General features: G+C 53.2%; 14 protein-coding genes and 1 other RNA gene. 5 read left to right on the top strand and 10 right to left on the bottom strand.

Features of this window, described 5'->3' with window-relative positions; genetic code table 11:
• The first annotated feature begins 205 nt into the window (after window positions 1-205).
• Window positions 206-610 (top strand): hypothetical protein, encoded by a 405-nt coding sequence (locus LBW88_RS03175; protein ID WP_100699891.1) that lies wholly within the window; start codon window positions 206-208, stop codon window positions 608-610.
• 30 nt (window positions 611-640) lie between these two features.
• On the opposite strand, the gene LBW88_RS03170 is transcribed toward LBW88_RS03175, so the two are convergent.
• A complete protein-coding gene (locus LBW88_RS03170) occupies window positions 641-3,694 on the bottom strand; it encodes an FAD-binding and (Fe-S)-binding domain-containing protein (RefSeq protein WP_224928861.1) in 3,054 nt (1,017 codons plus the stop codon).
• A 206-nt stretch (window positions 3,695-3,900) separates the two neighbouring features.
• On the opposite strand from LBW88_RS03170, the gene ydiK reads away from it, so the two are divergent.
• Complete coding sequence (ydiK, locus tag LBW88_RS03165; protein ID WP_224928863.1) at window positions 3,901-5,013, top strand: AI-2E family transporter YdiK; 1,113 nt, start codon at window positions 3,901-3,903, stop codon at window positions 5,011-5,013.
• Window positions 5,014-5,328: 315 nt separating this feature from the next.
• An RNA gene (gene rprA / locus LBW88_RS03160) (antisense sRNA RprA) lies at window positions 5,329-5,437 on the top strand.
• Window positions 5,438-5,536: 99 nt separating this feature from the next.
• Here the strand turns inward: rprA and ppsA are convergent.
• Window positions 5,537-7,924: a phosphoenolpyruvate synthase gene (gene ppsA, locus LBW88_RS03155; protein ID WP_224928866.1), complete on the bottom strand. Its 2,388-nt coding sequence runs from the start codon at window positions 7,922-7,924 to the stop codon at window positions 5,537-5,539.
• 449 nt (window positions 7,925-8,373) lie between these two features.
• On the opposite strand from ppsA, the gene LBW88_RS03150 reads away from it, so the two are divergent.
• Both LBW88_RS03150 and LBW88_RS03145 read left to right on the top strand, forming a co-directional pair.
• Window positions 8,374-9,201: a pyruvate, water dikinase regulatory protein gene (locus LBW88_RS03150; RefSeq protein ID WP_058959746.1), complete on the top strand. Its 828-nt coding sequence runs from the start codon at window positions 8,374-8,376 to the stop codon at window positions 9,199-9,201.
• A gap of 148 nt (window positions 9,202-9,349) precedes the next feature.
• Window positions 9,350-10,396 (top strand): 3-deoxy-7-phosphoheptulonate synthase, encoded by a 1,047-nt coding sequence (locus LBW88_RS03145; protein ID WP_034821698.1) that lies wholly within the window; start codon window positions 9,350-9,352, stop codon window positions 10,394-10,396.
• A gap of 5 nt (window positions 10,397-10,401) precedes the next feature.
• On the opposite strand, the gene LBW88_RS03140 is transcribed toward LBW88_RS03145, so the two are convergent.
• From LBW88_RS03140 to ihfA, 8 genes are all read right to left on the bottom strand, one after another.
• Window positions 10,402-11,841 carry a protein adenylyltransferase SelO gene (locus LBW88_RS03140; protein WP_224928869.1) on the bottom strand — a complete coding sequence of 480 codons (1,440 nt, stop codon included), beginning with the start codon at window positions 11,839-11,841 and terminating at the stop codon, window positions 10,402-10,404.
• 97 nt (window positions 11,842-11,938) lie between these two features.
• Complete coding sequence (locus LBW88_RS03135; RefSeq protein ID WP_224928872.1) at window positions 11,939-12,682, bottom strand: EAL domain-containing protein; 744 nt, start codon at window positions 12,680-12,682, stop codon at window positions 11,939-11,941.
• 312 nt (window positions 12,683-12,994) lie between these two features.
• Window positions 12,995-13,456, bottom strand: a complete 462-nt coding sequence (locus tag LBW88_RS03130) for an NlpC/P60 family protein (protein ID WP_200571625.1) — start codon at window positions 13,454-13,456, stop codon at window positions 12,995-12,997.
• 68 nt (window positions 13,457-13,524) lie between these two features.
• Window positions 13,525-14,271 carry a vitamin B12 ABC transporter ATP-binding protein BtuD gene (gene btuD / locus LBW88_RS03125; protein ID WP_224928875.1) on the bottom strand — a complete coding sequence of 249 codons (747 nt, stop codon included), beginning with the start codon at window positions 14,269-14,271 and terminating at the stop codon, window positions 13,525-13,527.
• Window positions 14,272-14,817, bottom strand: a complete 546-nt coding sequence (locus tag LBW88_RS03120) for a glutathione peroxidase (RefSeq protein WP_224928878.1) — start codon at window positions 14,815-14,817, stop codon at window positions 14,272-14,274.
• A 39-nt stretch (window positions 14,818-14,856) separates the two neighbouring features.
• Complete coding sequence (btuC, locus tag LBW88_RS03115) at window positions 14,857-15,840, bottom strand: vitamin B12 ABC transporter permease BtuC (protein WP_224928880.1); 984 nt, start codon at window positions 15,838-15,840, stop codon at window positions 14,857-14,859.
• 90 nt (window positions 15,841-15,930) lie between these two features.
• On the bottom strand, window positions 15,931-16,293 hold the full coding sequence (locus LBW88_RS03110; RefSeq protein WP_200571613.1) for a DUF2502 domain-containing protein: 363 nt from the start codon (window positions 16,291-16,293) through the stop codon (window positions 15,931-15,933).
• A 191-nt stretch (window positions 16,294-16,484) separates the two neighbouring features.
• A complete protein-coding gene (gene ihfA, locus LBW88_RS03105; protein WP_007892687.1) occupies window positions 16,485-16,787 on the bottom strand; it encodes an integration host factor subunit alpha in 303 nt (100 codons plus the stop codon).
• Window positions 16,788-16,791: the final 4 nt, after the last annotated feature.

The raw sequence follows: 16,791 nt of genomic DNA, 5'->3' as shown, positions 1-16,791 counted from the left end.
CCCGTTCAAATGACGTAAAATTTAGAAATCCAACTTTACGACATCGTCATGATTGATAGGTTACGCCTTTCTTCAATGTAAAGAGATTGTTATTGCCGATTTTAGTAACAGGCAAAGGAAATCAATAAAATTTCATTGCGGGAATTGCATTCCTGACGCGGTTGAATATGATAATGATTATCATTAACCCATTTAAGGTAGCGACATGACGCTTACCGTCTCAGCCTGGTTACAACACAAAATCGATGAATATAAGTTTTCGGTGCGTGATATCACCGTCGACTTCTACATGGCTCAGGCTAAGCTCAACCGCACCGATTGTACTATCGACCAACTGCGCCGCTTTAACGACACCTGTCTCGACATGGCAGAAATCTGCGAGCTCAACGGCGACGATCAAAGCTATCTGCATGCCATGGGCAAGCTCCATCACCGCTTAGTGCAGGAGATGGGCAATGCCGATCGCGACCGTTTATTCCGTATTCAGGCCTATCAACTGGCGCGCCTGTCTTTGACTCGCTTGTGTCATCAACTGGCGCTCAGCGGCGAGTGGGATCAAGCCACCAGCCTGCAGAGTGATTTCGTCCGTCACGCAGGCTGGATATTCTAATCCAGCTTTGTGACGACTCCTACAATTTGTTTACATCATTTCCAGTAATGCTTGCAGCGGATGGCGCATGCCGTTGCCTTCGGCGCGTTTAACCTGGCTGCGACACGAGAAGCCGGTTGCCAGACAACGCTGACGTGGCAGCTTCTGTAACTGCGGATGCCAAGAGAGTTCGTAGATGCCCAGCGAATTTTCGAGGTTTTTGCTCTCATGTCCGTACGTCCCCGCCATACCGCAGCACCCGACGTTGACGTTCTCCAGCTTCGCACCAAAACGCGCAAAGATGTCCTGCCACTGATTCGGCGTTGAAGGCAGCGCAGTGACTTCAGTGCAGTGCGCAAACAGATACCAGGCCTCGCCGCTGGCAGTTTGTACCACGCGCGCATCCAAAGCTTGCTGCAACCATTCGTGGACCAGTTGCACCTTAAAATCACCGCGTTGCTCACCGAGCACTTCCTGATACTCATCGCGATAACAGAGCACCGTGGCGGGATCGACCCCAACCATCGGCATCCCCAATTTGGCGACACGATTAAGGAACTCGGCGGTTTTCCCGGCAGTGCGTGCAAAGCGCTGCAGGAAACCTTTCACATGCTGCGCCTTACCGTTCGGTGAGAAAGGTAACAACACCGGACGATAACCGAGCTTTTCAATCAATTTCACGAAATCGGTGACCAACTGTGCTTCGTAATAGCTGGTGAACGGATCCTGCACCACCAGCACACAGTTTTCCCGCTGCACAATATCCATCGCCTCCAGCTGTTCCAGCGTCACGCTCATGGCCGGATGGCCGCCGAGCTGCTGTTTCAGGCTTGGAGAGGAGAGCAACGGCAGATCGACCATGCCAATGTGCGTTTTACTGAGATCGCGCACCCACGGCTGCTTAAGGAAGAAGTTGAACACCTTAGGCGCTTTGGCCATCAAAGGCGCATAACTCTCTACCGTCGCCACCATATGGTCGCTCATCGGACGCAGATAGCGTGTGTGATAAAGCTGCAGGAAGCGTGAACGGAAGCTCGGCACATCGATCTTGATCGGACACTGGGTTGAACAGGCTTTGCAGGCTAAACAGCCCGACATTGCCTCTTTCACTTCATGCGAGAAGTCGTACTCACCCTGCCTGGCATGCCAGGAATTGCGCGTGCGTTGGATCAGGGTACGCAGGCTGGCGCCCTGTTTCGGCAGCGCCTGCTCCAGCTGCGAAGGGTCAACCCCCTGCTCAGACAGTAAACGCAGCCATTCACGCGTTAGCGTCGCGCGACCTTTCGGTGAGTGAATGCGGTTACGGGTGATTTTCATCGACGGGCACATCGGGCTACGCGCATCAAAGTTGAAACATAAGCCGTTGCCGTTACACTCCATGGCACCACGCCACTCATTGCGCACCGTGACCGGAATCTGACGATCGTAAGTGCCGCGCTTTACTGCATCCACCTGCATCATCGGCTCGTTGCTGCCAAGCGGGGTACAAATCTTGCCAGGGTTCAGGCGATTATCGGGATCGAAGGCGGCTTTAATGGCGCGCAGTTCGTTAAACAGCGTCTCGCCAAAAAATTCCGGGCTGTACTGCGCGCGGAAACCTTTGCCGTGCTCACCCCACAGCAGTCCACCGTAGCGCGCGGTCAGCGCCACTACTTCATCAGAGATTTGCTTCATCAGCATCTCTTGCTGCGGGTCGCACATATCCAGCGCCGGACGTACGTGCAGCACACCGGCGTCTACGTGGCCAAACATGCCATAGCTCAGGCCATGGCTGTCGAGCAAAGCACGGAAATCGACGATGTAATCCGCCAGTTGTTCCGGCGGAACCGCCGTATCTTCCACAAACGGAATCGGCTTGGCGCGCCCTTTGGCGTTACCCAGCAAGCCCACCGCTTTTTTGCGCATATTATAGATGCGCTCGATACCGCCCAAATCGTTACACAGTTGGTAGCCGATCACGCCGCCCTGCTGCTGCGTCATCAGCTCATCCAGTCGTGCACACAGGCTGTTGACCTGATGCTCAATCAATTCGCCATCATCACCGGCAAATTCAACAATATTCAGGCCGAGCATTTCCTTGTCCGGCACATCGGTAATCAGCTCTTTAACCGAATGCCAGACAATATCTTCACGCGCCAGATTCAGCACTTTTGAGTCAACGGTTTCCACTGACAACGCTTTGGCTTCCACCATAAAAGGTGCATTACGCAGCGCAGAGTCAAAGGAGTCGTATTTGATGTTCACCAGACGGCGCACTTTAGGGATTGGCGTGATATCCAGGCGCGCTTCGGCGATAAAGGCCAGCGTCCCTTCTGCACCGCATAACAGGCGTGTCAGATCGAAGGTTTGCAGGTCATCGCTGAACACATGACGCAAGTCATAACCGGTCAGGAAGCGGTTAAGCTTAGGGAATTTATCCAGAATCAGGTCACGCTGATCGCGACAGCGATTCAGCACCTGATGATAGATACGCCCTTCTGCCGTGGGCGTAGTCGCCAGTTGCTCCGCCAGTTCTGTAGGCATTGCGCGGGTATCAAGGATATCGCCGCCGAGCAGAACTGCCCGCAGCCCTTCCACGTGATCTGAGGTTTTGCCGTAGACCAACGAACCCTGCCCGGATGCATCGGTATTGATCATGCCGCCTAAGGTGGCGCGGTTACTGGTGGAAAGCTCCGGCGAGAAGAAGAAACCATAAGGTTTGAGCCAGGCATTGAGCTGGTCTTTAACCACTCCCGCTTCTACGCGCACCCAACCCTGTTCAGGGTTGATTTCAAGGATGCGATTCATGTAGCGAGACATGTCGACCACGATGCCCTGATTAAGTGACTGGCCGTTGGTACCGGTGCCACCGCCGCGCGGGGTGAAGACCAGGCTTTTAAACCGGGTTTCACCCGCCAGCCGCGCGATCAGTGCTACGTCCGCCGTCGAACGCGGAAATAGCGCAGCATCAGGCAACAGCTGATAAATGCTGTTATCGGTAGAAAGCGAGAGACGATCGGCATAACTGGTGGCGGTATCGCCGGTAAAGCCTTGCTCTTTTAATGACTGCAGGAATGTCAGCACCAGTTGAACGAGGCCTGGCGCCTGGGAAATCTGTGGGATCATTATTGCGTGACCGAGATGTTGTAAACGTTTGCGTGGTTATTTTTTTCAACCATTGGTTTTATCATATTTTTTTATCGCCTGCTGTTTTTTCAGGAAAGAGCTCAGCGATGCCTGCTTTTTTCTGTTTAATTTTCAGGAAATAGATCATCATTGATCAGGGCCTGTGCGGTCCACCATGAAGGATTAATTGAGGTCAAAACGTTGTGATGAAAAGCCTGCAACGCGGTATGGATCTACCGCAACTGCTGTTCTCGTTGATGTTCATGCTCATCATGATCATTGCCTGTCTGTGGGTGGTACAGCCCTTTATTTTGGGCTTTGCCTGGGCCAGCATGGTGGTGATTGCGACCTGGCCATTAATGATCCGTTTGCAGCATTTGCTGTGGGGACGGCGATCGCTGGCGGTGATCGCCATGACCATTCTGTTACTGCTGCTGTTTATTATTCCGATTGCCCTGCTGGTGAGTAGCCTGATCGATAACAGCGCGCCGGTGATTGCCTGGGCCACCCAGCGTCATCTGGTTTTCCCGGATTTTGTCTGGCTGCGCGAAATTCCTTATGTCGGCAACAAAACCTACTCCAGCTATCACAAAATGGTCGATGGCGGCGGTACGGCAATTTTGAACCAGCTGCAGCCTTATATTGGTCGCACCACGGGCTTCTTCGTGGCGCAGGCCGGCCACTTTGGCCGCTTTATGATTCATCTGGCCGTAATGTTGCTGTTTAGCGTCCTGCTCTACTGGCGCGGTGAGCAGGTCGGTCAGGGTATTCGTCACTTTGCTTATCGCATGGGCGGACCTCGTGGCGATGCCGCCGTCCTGCTGGCCGGTCAGGCGATTCGTGCCGTGGCGCTGGGCGTAGTGGTGACGGCGCTGGTACAGGGTGTGCTGGGCGGCATTGGTCTGGCAATCTCAGGCATCCCTTATGCCACCTTGCTCACCGTGCTGATGATTCTGACGTGCCTGGTGCAGCTTGGGCCGTTAGTGGTGCTGGTGCCGGCCATCATCTGGCTCTACTGGAGTGGCGATACCACCTGGGGCACGATACTGCTGGTATGGAGTTGCGTGGTCGGCACGCTTGATAGCGTATTGCGTCCGATGCTGATTCGTATGGGTGCGGATTTGCCGATGATTTTGATTCTTTCCGGTGTGATCGGGGGATTGATCGCCTTCGGCATGATTGGGCTGTTCATCGGCCCGGTGGTTCTAGCCGTATCCTATCGTTTGGTTTCTGTGTGGATGCATGAAGCGCCCGCTCCGGATGATGACCCGCAAACAGCCATCGAAGCCCTTGCCGAGCATGAGGAAGAGCAACTTTAAAGCAGACCCTGCCAATCAGCGGTGCAGCCAATTGCACCGCTTTCCTCTTCCGCTGCCGATTTGTCTTATCCACCCCGCTGAAAACTTGTTAATCGCCGCCACACAATTGCCCACAACATTTATTTTTTTCCATAAGCGATTTTTAAGAAAAAACGCAGATTTAGGCGCTTTAGGTGGATTTCGCTAACGGAATGATTATTTTTCGAACTGAATCGTCAGGCGCAACCGTTAAAAGGGCGAAGAAAAGATTATCAGCTTTAAACTAATAAGAGGATTCTTAAAGACGCCAGCAGGCCTGATGAATAACATGAATCCTAAGTTTGAGATCAAACCACTGATTTTTAAACAACCTTTTTCCCCTGAGTAAAGTGAAGAATTGCTGTGTGTAGTCTTTGCCCATCCCCTGTGATGGGCTTTTTTTTTGCATTTTTTATGGATAAAGAAAAGGCCAGCAGCGCTGGCCTTAATGATTTCATCAAGGACGCTTCAGATTTACCCCGAACGCGTCCTAATTGATGCCTGATTAGTGCTTAGCCGCATTCAATTCCGCCAGATTTAACCAGGTTTGCACCACGGTATCCGGGTTCAAAGACAGGCTATCAATGCCCTGCTCCATCAGCCATGCAGCGAAGTCTTCATGATCTGAAGGACCCTGGCCGCAAATCCCAACGTATTTGCCCTGTTTCTTGGCGGCCTGAATCGACATCGACAGCAGCGCCTTCACCGCTTCATTGCGCTCATCAAACAACGCCGAAACCACGCCAGAATCGCGATCCAGACCCAGCGCCAGCTGCGTCATATCGTTCGATCCGATAGAGAAGCCATCGAAGTACTGCAGGAACTGTTCAGCCAGCAAGGCGTTTGATGGGATCTCACACATCATAATCACTTTCAAACCGTTTTCACCGCGCTTCAGGCCTTGCTTGCCGAGTTCCTCGACCACCGCCGCCGCCTGGTCAACGGTACGCACAAATGGAATCATGATCTCAACGTTGGTCAGACCCATTTCATTACGCACGCGTTTCACGGCTGCGCACTCCAGCGCGAAGCAGTCGCGGAAGCTATCCGCTACATAGCGACCCGCCCCACGGAAGCCCAGCATCGGGTTCTCTTCTTCCGGCTCGTAACGCTCGCCGCCCACCAGGTTGGCGTATTCGTTAGTTTTGAAATCAGAGAGACGCACAATCACGCGTTTAGGCGCAAAGGCGGCGCCCAGCGTGGCGATCCCTTCCGTCAGACGTGCGATGTAGAACTCAACCGGATCATCGAAGCCTTTCATCATCTGACGGATCTGCTGCTGCAATTCAGGCGTTTGCTGGTCAAATTCCAGCAACGCTTTCGGGTGCACGCCGATCATACGGTTAATAATGAACTCGAGACGCGCCAGACCGACACCTTCGTTTGGCAGGCAAGCGAAGTCAAAGGCGCGATCCGGGTTACCGACGTTCATCATGATTTTCAGTGGCAGATCCGGCATGGTGTCTACCTGCGAGCTGGTGACTTCAAAGTCCAGCAGGTCTTGATAAACATAACCCGTATCGCCTTCGGCACAGGATACCGTCACTTTGTGGCCATCTTTTAAGTGATCGGTGGCATCGCCACAGCCGACGACCGCAGGAATACCCAGCTCACGCGCGATGATCGCCGCATGGCAGGTACGACCGCCGCGATTGGTCACAATCGCTGAGGCTTTCTTCATGATCGGTTCCCAATCCGGGTCGGTCATGTCAGTGACCAGTACGTCACCTTTCTCGATGCGATGCATTTCGCTGATGTCGTGAATGACTTTCACTTCACCCGCACCAATGCGATGGCCGATAGCACGACCTTCGACCATGACCTTGCCTTTGCCCTGCAGGGTATAACGCTCCATCACCTGGCCGTTAGATCGCACGGTTTCAGGACGCGCCTGTACGATAAACAGCTTGCCGGTGTGGCCATCTTTTGCCCACTCAATATCCATGGGTCGCTTGTAGTGCTGCTCAATCAGCACCGCCTGGCGCGCCAGATCCTGCACTTCCTCGTCGGTCAGGCTAAAGCGATCGCGCTGTTCCTGATCGACATCTTCAATGCGCACCTGCTCACCGTGTTCCTGAGAATCGGCATACACCATGCGAATTTTTTTGGAACCCATGGTACGTCGCACGATCGCCGGGCGATTGGCTGCCAGCGTCGGTTTGTGCACGTAGAATTCATCCGGGTTCACCGCACCCTGTACCACCATCTCACCGAGACCGAACGCCGAGGTGATAAAGACCACCTGGTCGAAGCCGGATTCGGTATCAATGGTGAACATCACGCCGGAAGACGCGAGGTCGGATCGCACCATGCGCTGAATACCGGCGGACAGGGCAACGCCACGATGGTCGTAGCCCTGGTGCACACGGTAAGAAATCGCACGATCGTTAAATAAGGAAGCGTACACGTGCTTCACGGCCACCAGCACCGCATCAAAGCCCTGCACGTTAAGGAAGGTTTCCTGTTGCCCCGCAAACGAGGCATCGGGCATATCCTCGGCGGTAGCGGACGAGCGCACCGCAAAGGAAGCGTCGGCATCATCAGAGGAAAGTTGCTCGTAGGCAGTACGAATCGCCTCTTCCAGTTCAGGCAGGAATGGCGTATCCACGACCCATTGACGAATTTGTTTACCGGCCTTAGCCAGCTCTTCAACATCATCAATATCCGTTTTGTCCAGCAAATCATAAATGCGCTGGTTCAGTCCGCTTTGATCGAGAAACAGATTAAAGGCGTAAGATGTCGTGGCATAACCGTTTGGTACGGAGACGCCCAGTGACGACAAGTTAGTAATCATTTCTCCCAGGGAGGCATTCTTGCCACCCACGCGATCAACATCATGCATGCCAAGCTGGTTGTACCAGAGCACTAGCGACTGTTGGTCTTGATTGGACATTGAGATTATCCTTCATTTAAATGATTGGAGCACATGGAACATTTTGCTATTCGCCAAAACAGCCTGGCACAATCAATAAATAAAGACTAAGTGTTGAATCGTTAAAGCAGAAAAAGAAACGCAAAATCGGACTAGTACCTGTAAGCGATCGCGTTGCGCAACGGGCTTATTAACGCAGATAAATTGCCGCAACGATATTTTTCCCCTTTTCAGAGAGTTAGTCATTGCTTTTTGTTGCGCAACGCATTCAGACTTTATTTTTACCTTGTGATAAAAATTGCGGGGAAATAGCCATTTTCAAAACAGCATTTCATCTAATATTGGTCATCACACAAATCAATTGCCAGTAGATAGCGCCGTCAATATGGATATTTCATTTTATTTTTAATTAAAATGAAATATCAGCAATGGCATTGTTACGTAAAAGTAAATGAGAGGGGATTTCGCCTATGAGCACTGAGCGCAGTGTGTTCTACATTTCAGATGGCACCGCCATTACCGCGGAGGTATTGGGGCATGCCGTGCTGTCGCAATTCCCCGTGAATATCAACAGTGTGACCCTGCCGTTTGTGGAGAATGTCCAGCGTGCCCAAGCGGTGAAGGCGCAGATTAACGCGCTGTACCAGCAAAGCGGCGTGCGCCCAATTGTGTTCTTTTCTATTGTTACCCCGGATGTGCGTGAAATCATTCTGGAAAGCGAAGGCTTTTGTCAGGACATCGTGCAGGCGTTGGTGGGGCCGTTGCAAAGTGAACTTGGCGTTTCTTCCATGCCGGTGGCACACCGGACCCATGGCCTGACGGCGAGCAATCTCGGCAAATATGACGCGCGTATCGCCGCCATCGATTACACCCTGGCGCATGACGATGGTATCTCGCTGCGTGGACTGGAAGATGCGCAGGTGATTTTGCTGGGTGTTTCTCGCTGTGGCAAAACGCCCACCAGCCTCTATCTGGCGATGCAGTTTGGTGTGCGTGCGGCCAACTATCCTTTTATTGCCGATGATATGGACAACCTCAAATTGCCGCCGGCGTTGCGCGCCCATCAACATAAACTCTTTGGATTAACCATCGATCCGGAACGTCTGGCGGCGATTCGTCAGGAACGCGCAGAGAATACCCGTTATGCCTCAATGCGCCAGTGCCGCCTGGAAGTGGGCGAAGTGGAAGCCCTGTTCCGCACGCATCAGATTCGTTACCTCAACAGTACCAACTATTCAGTAGAAGAGATTGCCACCAAAATCCTCGACATTATGGGTCTGCGTCGCAGCATGTATTGATCTGTATGCCAGGCCGTAAAGCCTGGCTTCCGTCCTGTTTCACTCACCTTTCTTTTTAGCGGGTTGAATTCGCGGCCTATTGGTTTATTGTGACCACCATCACTTCCCGGTATTTCACCGCTGCGAAGAACAGATTTTGAGAATCCCAATGAACAAGACTGATGAACTGCGTACCGCACGCATCGGCAGCCTGCTAACGCCCGCTGCGCTTGCGCAAGAACACCCCATTTCGCCGGAGGTGGCTGCCACCGTCACGGCTGCGCGCCAACGTATTGCACGCATTTTAACCGGTGAAGATCCCCGCTTGCTGGTGATTATCGGTCCGTGCTCGCTACATGATCCCAAAGCCGCGCTGGAATATGCCGAACGCCTGAACGTTTTACGCGAGCGTTACCAGGATCGTCTGGAAATCGTGATGCGTGCTTACTTTGAAAAACCGCGCACGGTGGTGGGCTGGAAAGGATTGATTTCAGACCCGGATCTGGATGGCAGTTTCGACGTCAATCGCGGCATCGCCATTGCACGCAAACTGCTGCTGGATATCAACGCCACCGGTATGCCGACCGCCACCGAGTTCCTTGATATGGTGATCGGCCAGTTTATTGCCGACCTGATCAGCTGGGGCGCAATTGGTGCACGCACCACTGAAAGTCAGATCCATCGTGAAATGGCATCGGCGCTGTCGTGCCCGGTCGGATTCAAAAACGGCACCGACGGCAATGTGCAAATCGCGGTGGATGCCATTCGCGCCTCGCGCGTCAGTCATATGTTCCTCTCACCGGATAAGCACGGTCAGATGACGATTTACCAGACCAGCGGTAATCCGCACGGTCATGTGATTCTGCGCGGTGGCCGTCAGCCTAACTATCACGCCGAAGATGTTGCGGCCGCTGCCGCAAATCTGCGTGATTTTAATTTGCCGGAGCAGCTGATCATCGACTTTAGCCATGGTAACTGCCTCAAGCAGCATCGTCGTCAGCGCGACGTCGCGGATGATGTGGCAGCACAAATTCGTGCGGGATCACGTGCGGTCGCGGGCGTGATGATTGAGAGTTTCCTGCAGGAAGGTAATCAGAAAGTGGTGAGCGGCGAGCCGTTAAACTACGGTCAGTCCATTACCGATCCGTGCCTGAGCTGGGAAGACAGCGCAGAAGTGCTGGAAAAACTGGCTGCCGCCGTCGACAGCCGTTTTTAATCAGACTAGCTGGAGCAACTCACTTCCAGCGTTTTGCCCCACTCTGGCGGCCGTTGGCGTAACTCTGCGCTGACGGCCGCATCATTAAATGGCTGCTGTAATGCCAGATGGAGCCGCTCCAGCGCCGCCTTCTCACCCTGCTCAACCTCCTCAATCACCTGCTGTGCCAGATAGTTGCGCAACACCAGCGCCGGGTTAGCCGCTTTCATCACCTGCTGGCGTTGATCATCTGATGCCTCATCCTGCAGCAGACGCTGGCGATAACTTTCGTACCAGCGATCAAACGCCTCGCGATCGACAAATTCATCACGCAGCGGCGATCGCTGTTGATGCTGCTGTGTTTCACTCAGTAAGCGGAAGGTAAAGGTGTAATCGCTTCGCTCTTGCGTCATCAGTGACAGCAGTTGCGTCAGAATCGCGTTGTCATTGGCATCGGCGGTTAACAGGCCCAGTTTAGCGCGCATCTTCTCGCCCCATACCCGCATCAGTTCCGTTTCATACTGGCTGAGCGCCTGTTTCAGCTGATCCGTGCTCATCAATCCTGATAATGCATGCGCCAGACGGTTGAGATTCCACAAACCAATCATCGGCTGATTTTCAAAAGAGTATCGCCCCTGATAATCGCTGTGGTTGCAGATGAATCCGGGTTGGTAATCATCGAGGAAACCATACGGACCGTAATCCAGCGTCAGTCCGAGGATCGACATGTTGTCGGTATTCATCACGCCATGCGCAAAGCCTACGCTCTGCCATTGGGCGATCAGGCTGGCGGTGCGTTTCACGATATCGGTAAACCACAGCACATAGCGGTCAGCGTCATCGATTAACTGCGGCCAGTGATGGCGAATGGCGTAATCCGCTAGCTGCCGGACTTTTTCCTGCTCGCCGCCATAGTAAAAATGTTCAAAGTGGCCAAACCGCAGATGGCTTTCGGCGATGCGCATCAACATCGCACCGCGTTCCTGCGTTTCGCGCAGTACCGGCTCATCGCCAATCGCCAGTGCCAGCGCGCGGGTGGTGGGAATCCCCAGATGGTGCAGCGCTTCAGAAGCAAGGAACTCACGGACGCTGGAACGAATCACCGCCCGGCCATCGCCCATACGCGAATACGGCGTTAATCCGGCCCCTTTCAGATGCCAGTCGAGTTTACGACCGTTCGTCAGTTGCTGCTCACCCAGCAAAATGCCACGCCCATCGCCCAGTTGCCCGGCCCACACGCCAAATTGATGTCCGCTATACACCTGCGCCAGCGGTGCCATTCCCGGCAGCAATTCATGACCGCTCCAGACGCCGTGGCCTTGCCCCGTGAACAATCCGGCATCCAGTTCCATTTCTGCCGCTAACGGCGCGTTGTGATAAAACAGACGTCCGCCTTCCAGCGGCGTTGGCATTAGCGCCGTATAGCTTCCCGGCAGCTCTTGCTGCCAGCTATTAATAAATCGCATCACTACTCCAGAAGGTGCACAAGAAAAGCACCAACAGTGAGTTTATAGAATAGCGATCAGTGTAACGCTGAGCGTGCGCTGATGACAGTTGAAAGGATTACTGCTGAGAGGGAGTGTGCAGAGTGGCATCAGGATAAATAAGATCGCCTAACCGTTCCGCTTTGACAACCGGGAACAAACTGCCTTGCAGATGAGCACCGTTTAACGTACTGACCTTCTCGAGCATGAGATTATCGTCAACACCACAGATAATAATCTGGTCGGCATTATCAGAGAAATTATCGATCACCGTTTGTATAAAAGGTGTAAAGGATGCACGTTTAGCCAGGCTCTGGATAAAGGCTTTATCCAGTTTCAGCACACTAAACAGATTATCGTAGACTGCGGTTGCAGGCGCTTTACCCGCACCAAATTGAGAAAGCGATAAACGGAATTCCTGCTGTAACGATGCCAACAATGGCTGCGCTTTTCCGCGCGCTAATTGCGGAAACGTTTCGCTAATATCGAGAATAATAAAAGGAAGTTGTTTAAATTTCCTTAACAGAAATTCACTTTCAAGCAGCGATAACGCCATTGAATCATCAATACGAACCAAAGCGGTAATTTGATTTAGCTCAAAAAAGTCACGGTACTTTTCCAGCAAAGAAAGCTGGCTCTGCATTAAGCGTAATTGCTGCGCATCGTCTAATTGCGGCAACAGCAAATCCTGCGGCAGCGTAATAGGTGCGCTGTCGTGAACGAATTGCGTAACCAGCTCGACCGCAGTAAGCTGGCCAGCCAGAGTATAAACTGGATAGAACCAGGTTTCCGACTGATAGTCGGCAGATAAATGGACTTTCATTTTAGCAGCCAGAAGCAGTGGCAATTGGCGCATCGTATATCAATGAAAACGGTCAGGCAATAGGACCAAACGTTAGAAGAGACGCAATTTTATGCCTGATTAAACCGTTTTAAGCCATAAATAAAACTTAAGCCAAATAGCCGGGGTTATTGTCCATACTGATTAAATAAATTCAGCCTTATTTTTAGTATTAAAGCGGGCTCAGGTAAAGTGCCATTTTAAATGAGAGTTAAATTTGGGGGGAATTCAATAATTTTCAGGCCGGGAAAACCCTGGGGAGAATACGTCATTTAGCACTGGTATGGTAAACATTCAGATACGACGTGCCTGCCAAAATACTTTGCGCCAATAGACATTATCCAGCGAAGAGCGAATCACGCCCTGGCTGGTGGAGGCATGGATAAAAGTGTTATCGGTATCATAAATACCTACATGCAGGCCGTTTTCACCGCTACCGGTTTTAAAGAAAACCAGATCGCCAGGCAGCAAATCACTTTTATCGATGCGGGTGCCAATATCGGTCTGGTCGACAGTAGAACGCGGCAGCTGCATGTCGAATTTATCGCGGAAGGTCAGATAAACAAAGCCAGAGCAATCCACACCGCCGCGACTTAATCCGCCGTAGCGATAAGGTGTGCCGCGCCAGCGACCTAGCTGATCGTTAAGTTGGGCAATCACGGTGATGGAATCAGACAGGCGGCCATTGGGCGGCGGCGCGCGATGGCTACTACATCCAGCCAGCAGCATTATCAGAAGAAATACCGTTATTCGCATCAGAATGTCCCTAAATCCGTCGCCCGGCTGACACTTTAGCGGCAAATCTGCTTAGCAGGCAATGTTATTCAGGGAATAAACAGCAGAGGGCCTTGCGGCGTATCGAATTGTTCAAACTCCGTTTGATATAACGGCGCCAGATTGGCGGCGGTCAAGACATCCCGAGCACGCCCTTGCATCACCACTTCCCCCTGATGCATCAATCCTACCCGGTCAGCATGGCGCAGGCTGTGGTTGAGGTCGTGGCCGCTGGCAATGACCGCAATACCCGCGTGGCACAGCTGGAGCAGCAATTTATCCACGGCTCGCTGCTGCGCGACATCCAGTGCCGTCATCGGCTCATCCAGAATTAAAAGCTTGCCGTGAGGATTGATCGCCGGATGGATCTGCATCACCACGGCCGCCAGCCGCACACGCTGCCATTCACCACCGGAGAGCTGCGTCAGTTTACGGGTTAATTTGTCCTGCACGCTGAGTTGCGCCAGCACATCATTGAGTGTGACATCGGCCTGCGGCGACGCCGAAGAGAAATGCAGACGAAGATAGTGCCACACGGGCATGGTGCCCAACGCCGCCTGTTGCTGCGGTAACCAGGCGCGCCGCTGTGCCAGCGCGGCTCCGCTTAGGGTATTCAGCGACTCTCCTGCGAGCTGGATGACACCTTCCGTCGGCAATAATCCCGACAGCACGCTGAGTAACGTGCTTTTCCCCGCGCCGTTAGGGCCAACCAGATGCACCCACTCCCCCGCGTTGACGCTGAAATCAACAGGAGCCAGACGTCCCGCGACGCTGACTCCCTGACACTGCAACAACATTTACTCTGCCAGCGCCTGCTCAACGCGTTTCAGGATGATCGGATCATCAGGCGTCATATCCGGAGAGAAACGTGCAACCACCTTGCCCTGTTTGTTGATGAGGAATTTTTCGAAGTTCCACAAAATGTCGCCCTCGGCTTTAGGTGCACGACCTTTACTCACCATACGCTCGAGGAAACCGCTGCCTTCAGGACGTTCGGCTTCAGGCTGTGCCGCCGTTAACTGCGCATACAGCGGGTGACGATCTGCACCATTCACATCGGTTTTGTCGAACATCGGGAAAGTCACACCGTAAGTGGTGCTGCAGAAGGTTTTAATCTCTTCGTTGCTGCCCGGCTCCTGCTCCAAAAACTGGTTGCAGGGGAAACCCAGCACGCTAAAGCTTTTGTCCTGCCAGGCTTTCTGCAGTGACTCAAGCTGCTCATACTGCGCCGTCAGCCCACATTTTGACGCTACGTTAACCACCAGCAGTACGTTGTCCTGATACTCTGCCAGCGTGGTTTTTTCGCCGTCCAGGGTAACCAGTTCTGTCTGATAAATGCTCATTGTCGATTCCTGTTGTTGAGACCAAGATGCCAGCCAACGCTAGCGCGAAGATTTCACTAATAGCACGATAAACAGCGGTGCTCCGAGGGTGGCCGTGACCACGCCAATCGGCAACTCCGCAGACGTCAGCACCAGTCGGGCGATAATATCTGCACCGAGTAGCACCGCAGCCCCTGCCAGCGCCGAGGCGGGCAGCAGGTAACGATGATCGCTAAAACCGCTTAAGCGTAACAGATGGGGGATAACCAATCCGACAAAGCCAATTGCGCCGGCCATCGCCACGCTGGTGCCGACCAGCCAGCCCATCGCCAGCACTAACAGGTTGCGCCACAACAGCAACGGCAGGCCCAGCTGACGCGCCGAAGTTTCCCCCAGCGCGAGTAAATTCAGCGTCCGCGCGGTCGCGGTCAGCAGCAGAGTGACCGGCAACAACGCCAGCATCATCCAGCCATAGCGCCAGTCAATGCCGCTGAAGCCGCCCATCATCCAGTACATTAACTGCCGCAGATCGAGGCTGGTGCTAAAGTACACGGCCCATGTCATCACTGCGCTACAGATAATGCCGAGCGCCACGCCGGTGAGCAATAAGCGGCTGACGGAAAGCTGGCGATGAGCGAAGTGCAGCAGTATCAGCGTGATCAATAACGCTCCCGCCATTGCTGCCAGCGCCAGGCTCCACAGTGAGCCATTGCCCAGCATCACACCCAGCACTAACCCAATGCCGGCGCCATTGGACACGCCAAGTAAGCCGGGTTCAGCCAGCGGATTGTTGAACAGCGCCTGCATCACCACGCCACACACCGCCAGCGCAGCCCCAACCAGCAGCACGGCCAGCGTGCGCGGTAAGCGCAACTGCCAGACGAAGAGTTCACCGTTAGAGGAAAACCATTGGGTTGGCGATATCCAGCTGTCTCCGGCGCACAGGCTGAGTACAAACAGCAACAGCAGAGCGGCACCGAGCAGCATAAGCCAGCGCTGGCTACGGCGATCGGCCTGACGGGCAAGCTGTTCCAACAGAGTCATAGGTAAGATTGGCTGAGAAAACAGAGATTTGATTGTAGAGGGATTGTGGCAAAAAGAAAGCGGCACCGAGTGGGTGCCGCTGAGCGTAGCTTACTGATGAGGCGGGATTGGTTGACCGTGATTGTCACGCTGATCGTGGTTATCACGCTGGTCATGATGCTGATCGCGCGGCTGCGGTTTGTTATCGTGGCGCGGTGCATTGCCAGGATGCTGTGACTGCCAGCCGTTACCGTTCCAGTAACCGTGCGGGCCTTTGGTACCGATGCGTTGATTGTGGTGCTGCTTCCACCAGGTTGGCGCACGCCAGTCGTAGCCATCCCAATAGTAGCCACGTTTATCCTGATCACCGATATGAATAGAAACACCCGGTGTGTTGATGTTAACGGAAACATTGGCGCTCGCCAGCAGCGGCATGCCTAACAGGATGCCCAGTAAAAGTGCTGTCTTTTTCATCAGCAATACCCCTTGTTATGTGATGGCGCTGTTATAACAAATGGATTGCCGCAGTCACTATCAGTCAGTGCCGATTTTCATCCTATTTTCCGGATACTTACGAAATCCTGACATTATGGAAAGATTGCGCAGAACGGCTATTTTGCAGCCAATAAAAAAGGCCGCTAAGCGGCCTTTTTGTCATACTGAAATTAGTCAGCGTCCTTCGGTGTCGCGTTCTCAACGCGACTTTTCAACTTTTGTCCCGGACGGAAGGTCACCACTCGGCGGGCAGTGATAGGAATATCTTCCCCCGTCTTCGGGTTACGGCCCGGACGTTGGTTTTTGTCACGCAGATCAAAATTACCAAATCCGGACAGTTTAACCTGTTCTCCGTTTTCCAACGCGCGGCGAACTTCTTCAAAGAAGAGCTCAACCAACTCTTTGGCATCGCGTTTGCTCAACCCGAGTTTTTCAAACAGGTACTCTGACATTTCAGCTTTTGTAAGCGCCATAGGT

Origin of the sequence: Pantoea sp. alder81 (genome assembly GCF_020179835.1) — a bacterium.
Taxonomy (GTDB): Bacteria; Pseudomonadota; Gammaproteobacteria; order Enterobacterales; family Enterobacteriaceae; genus Pantoea.
Note: the sequence above shows the minus strand (reverse complement) of the source record. Positions and strands in the feature narration are given on the sequence as shown.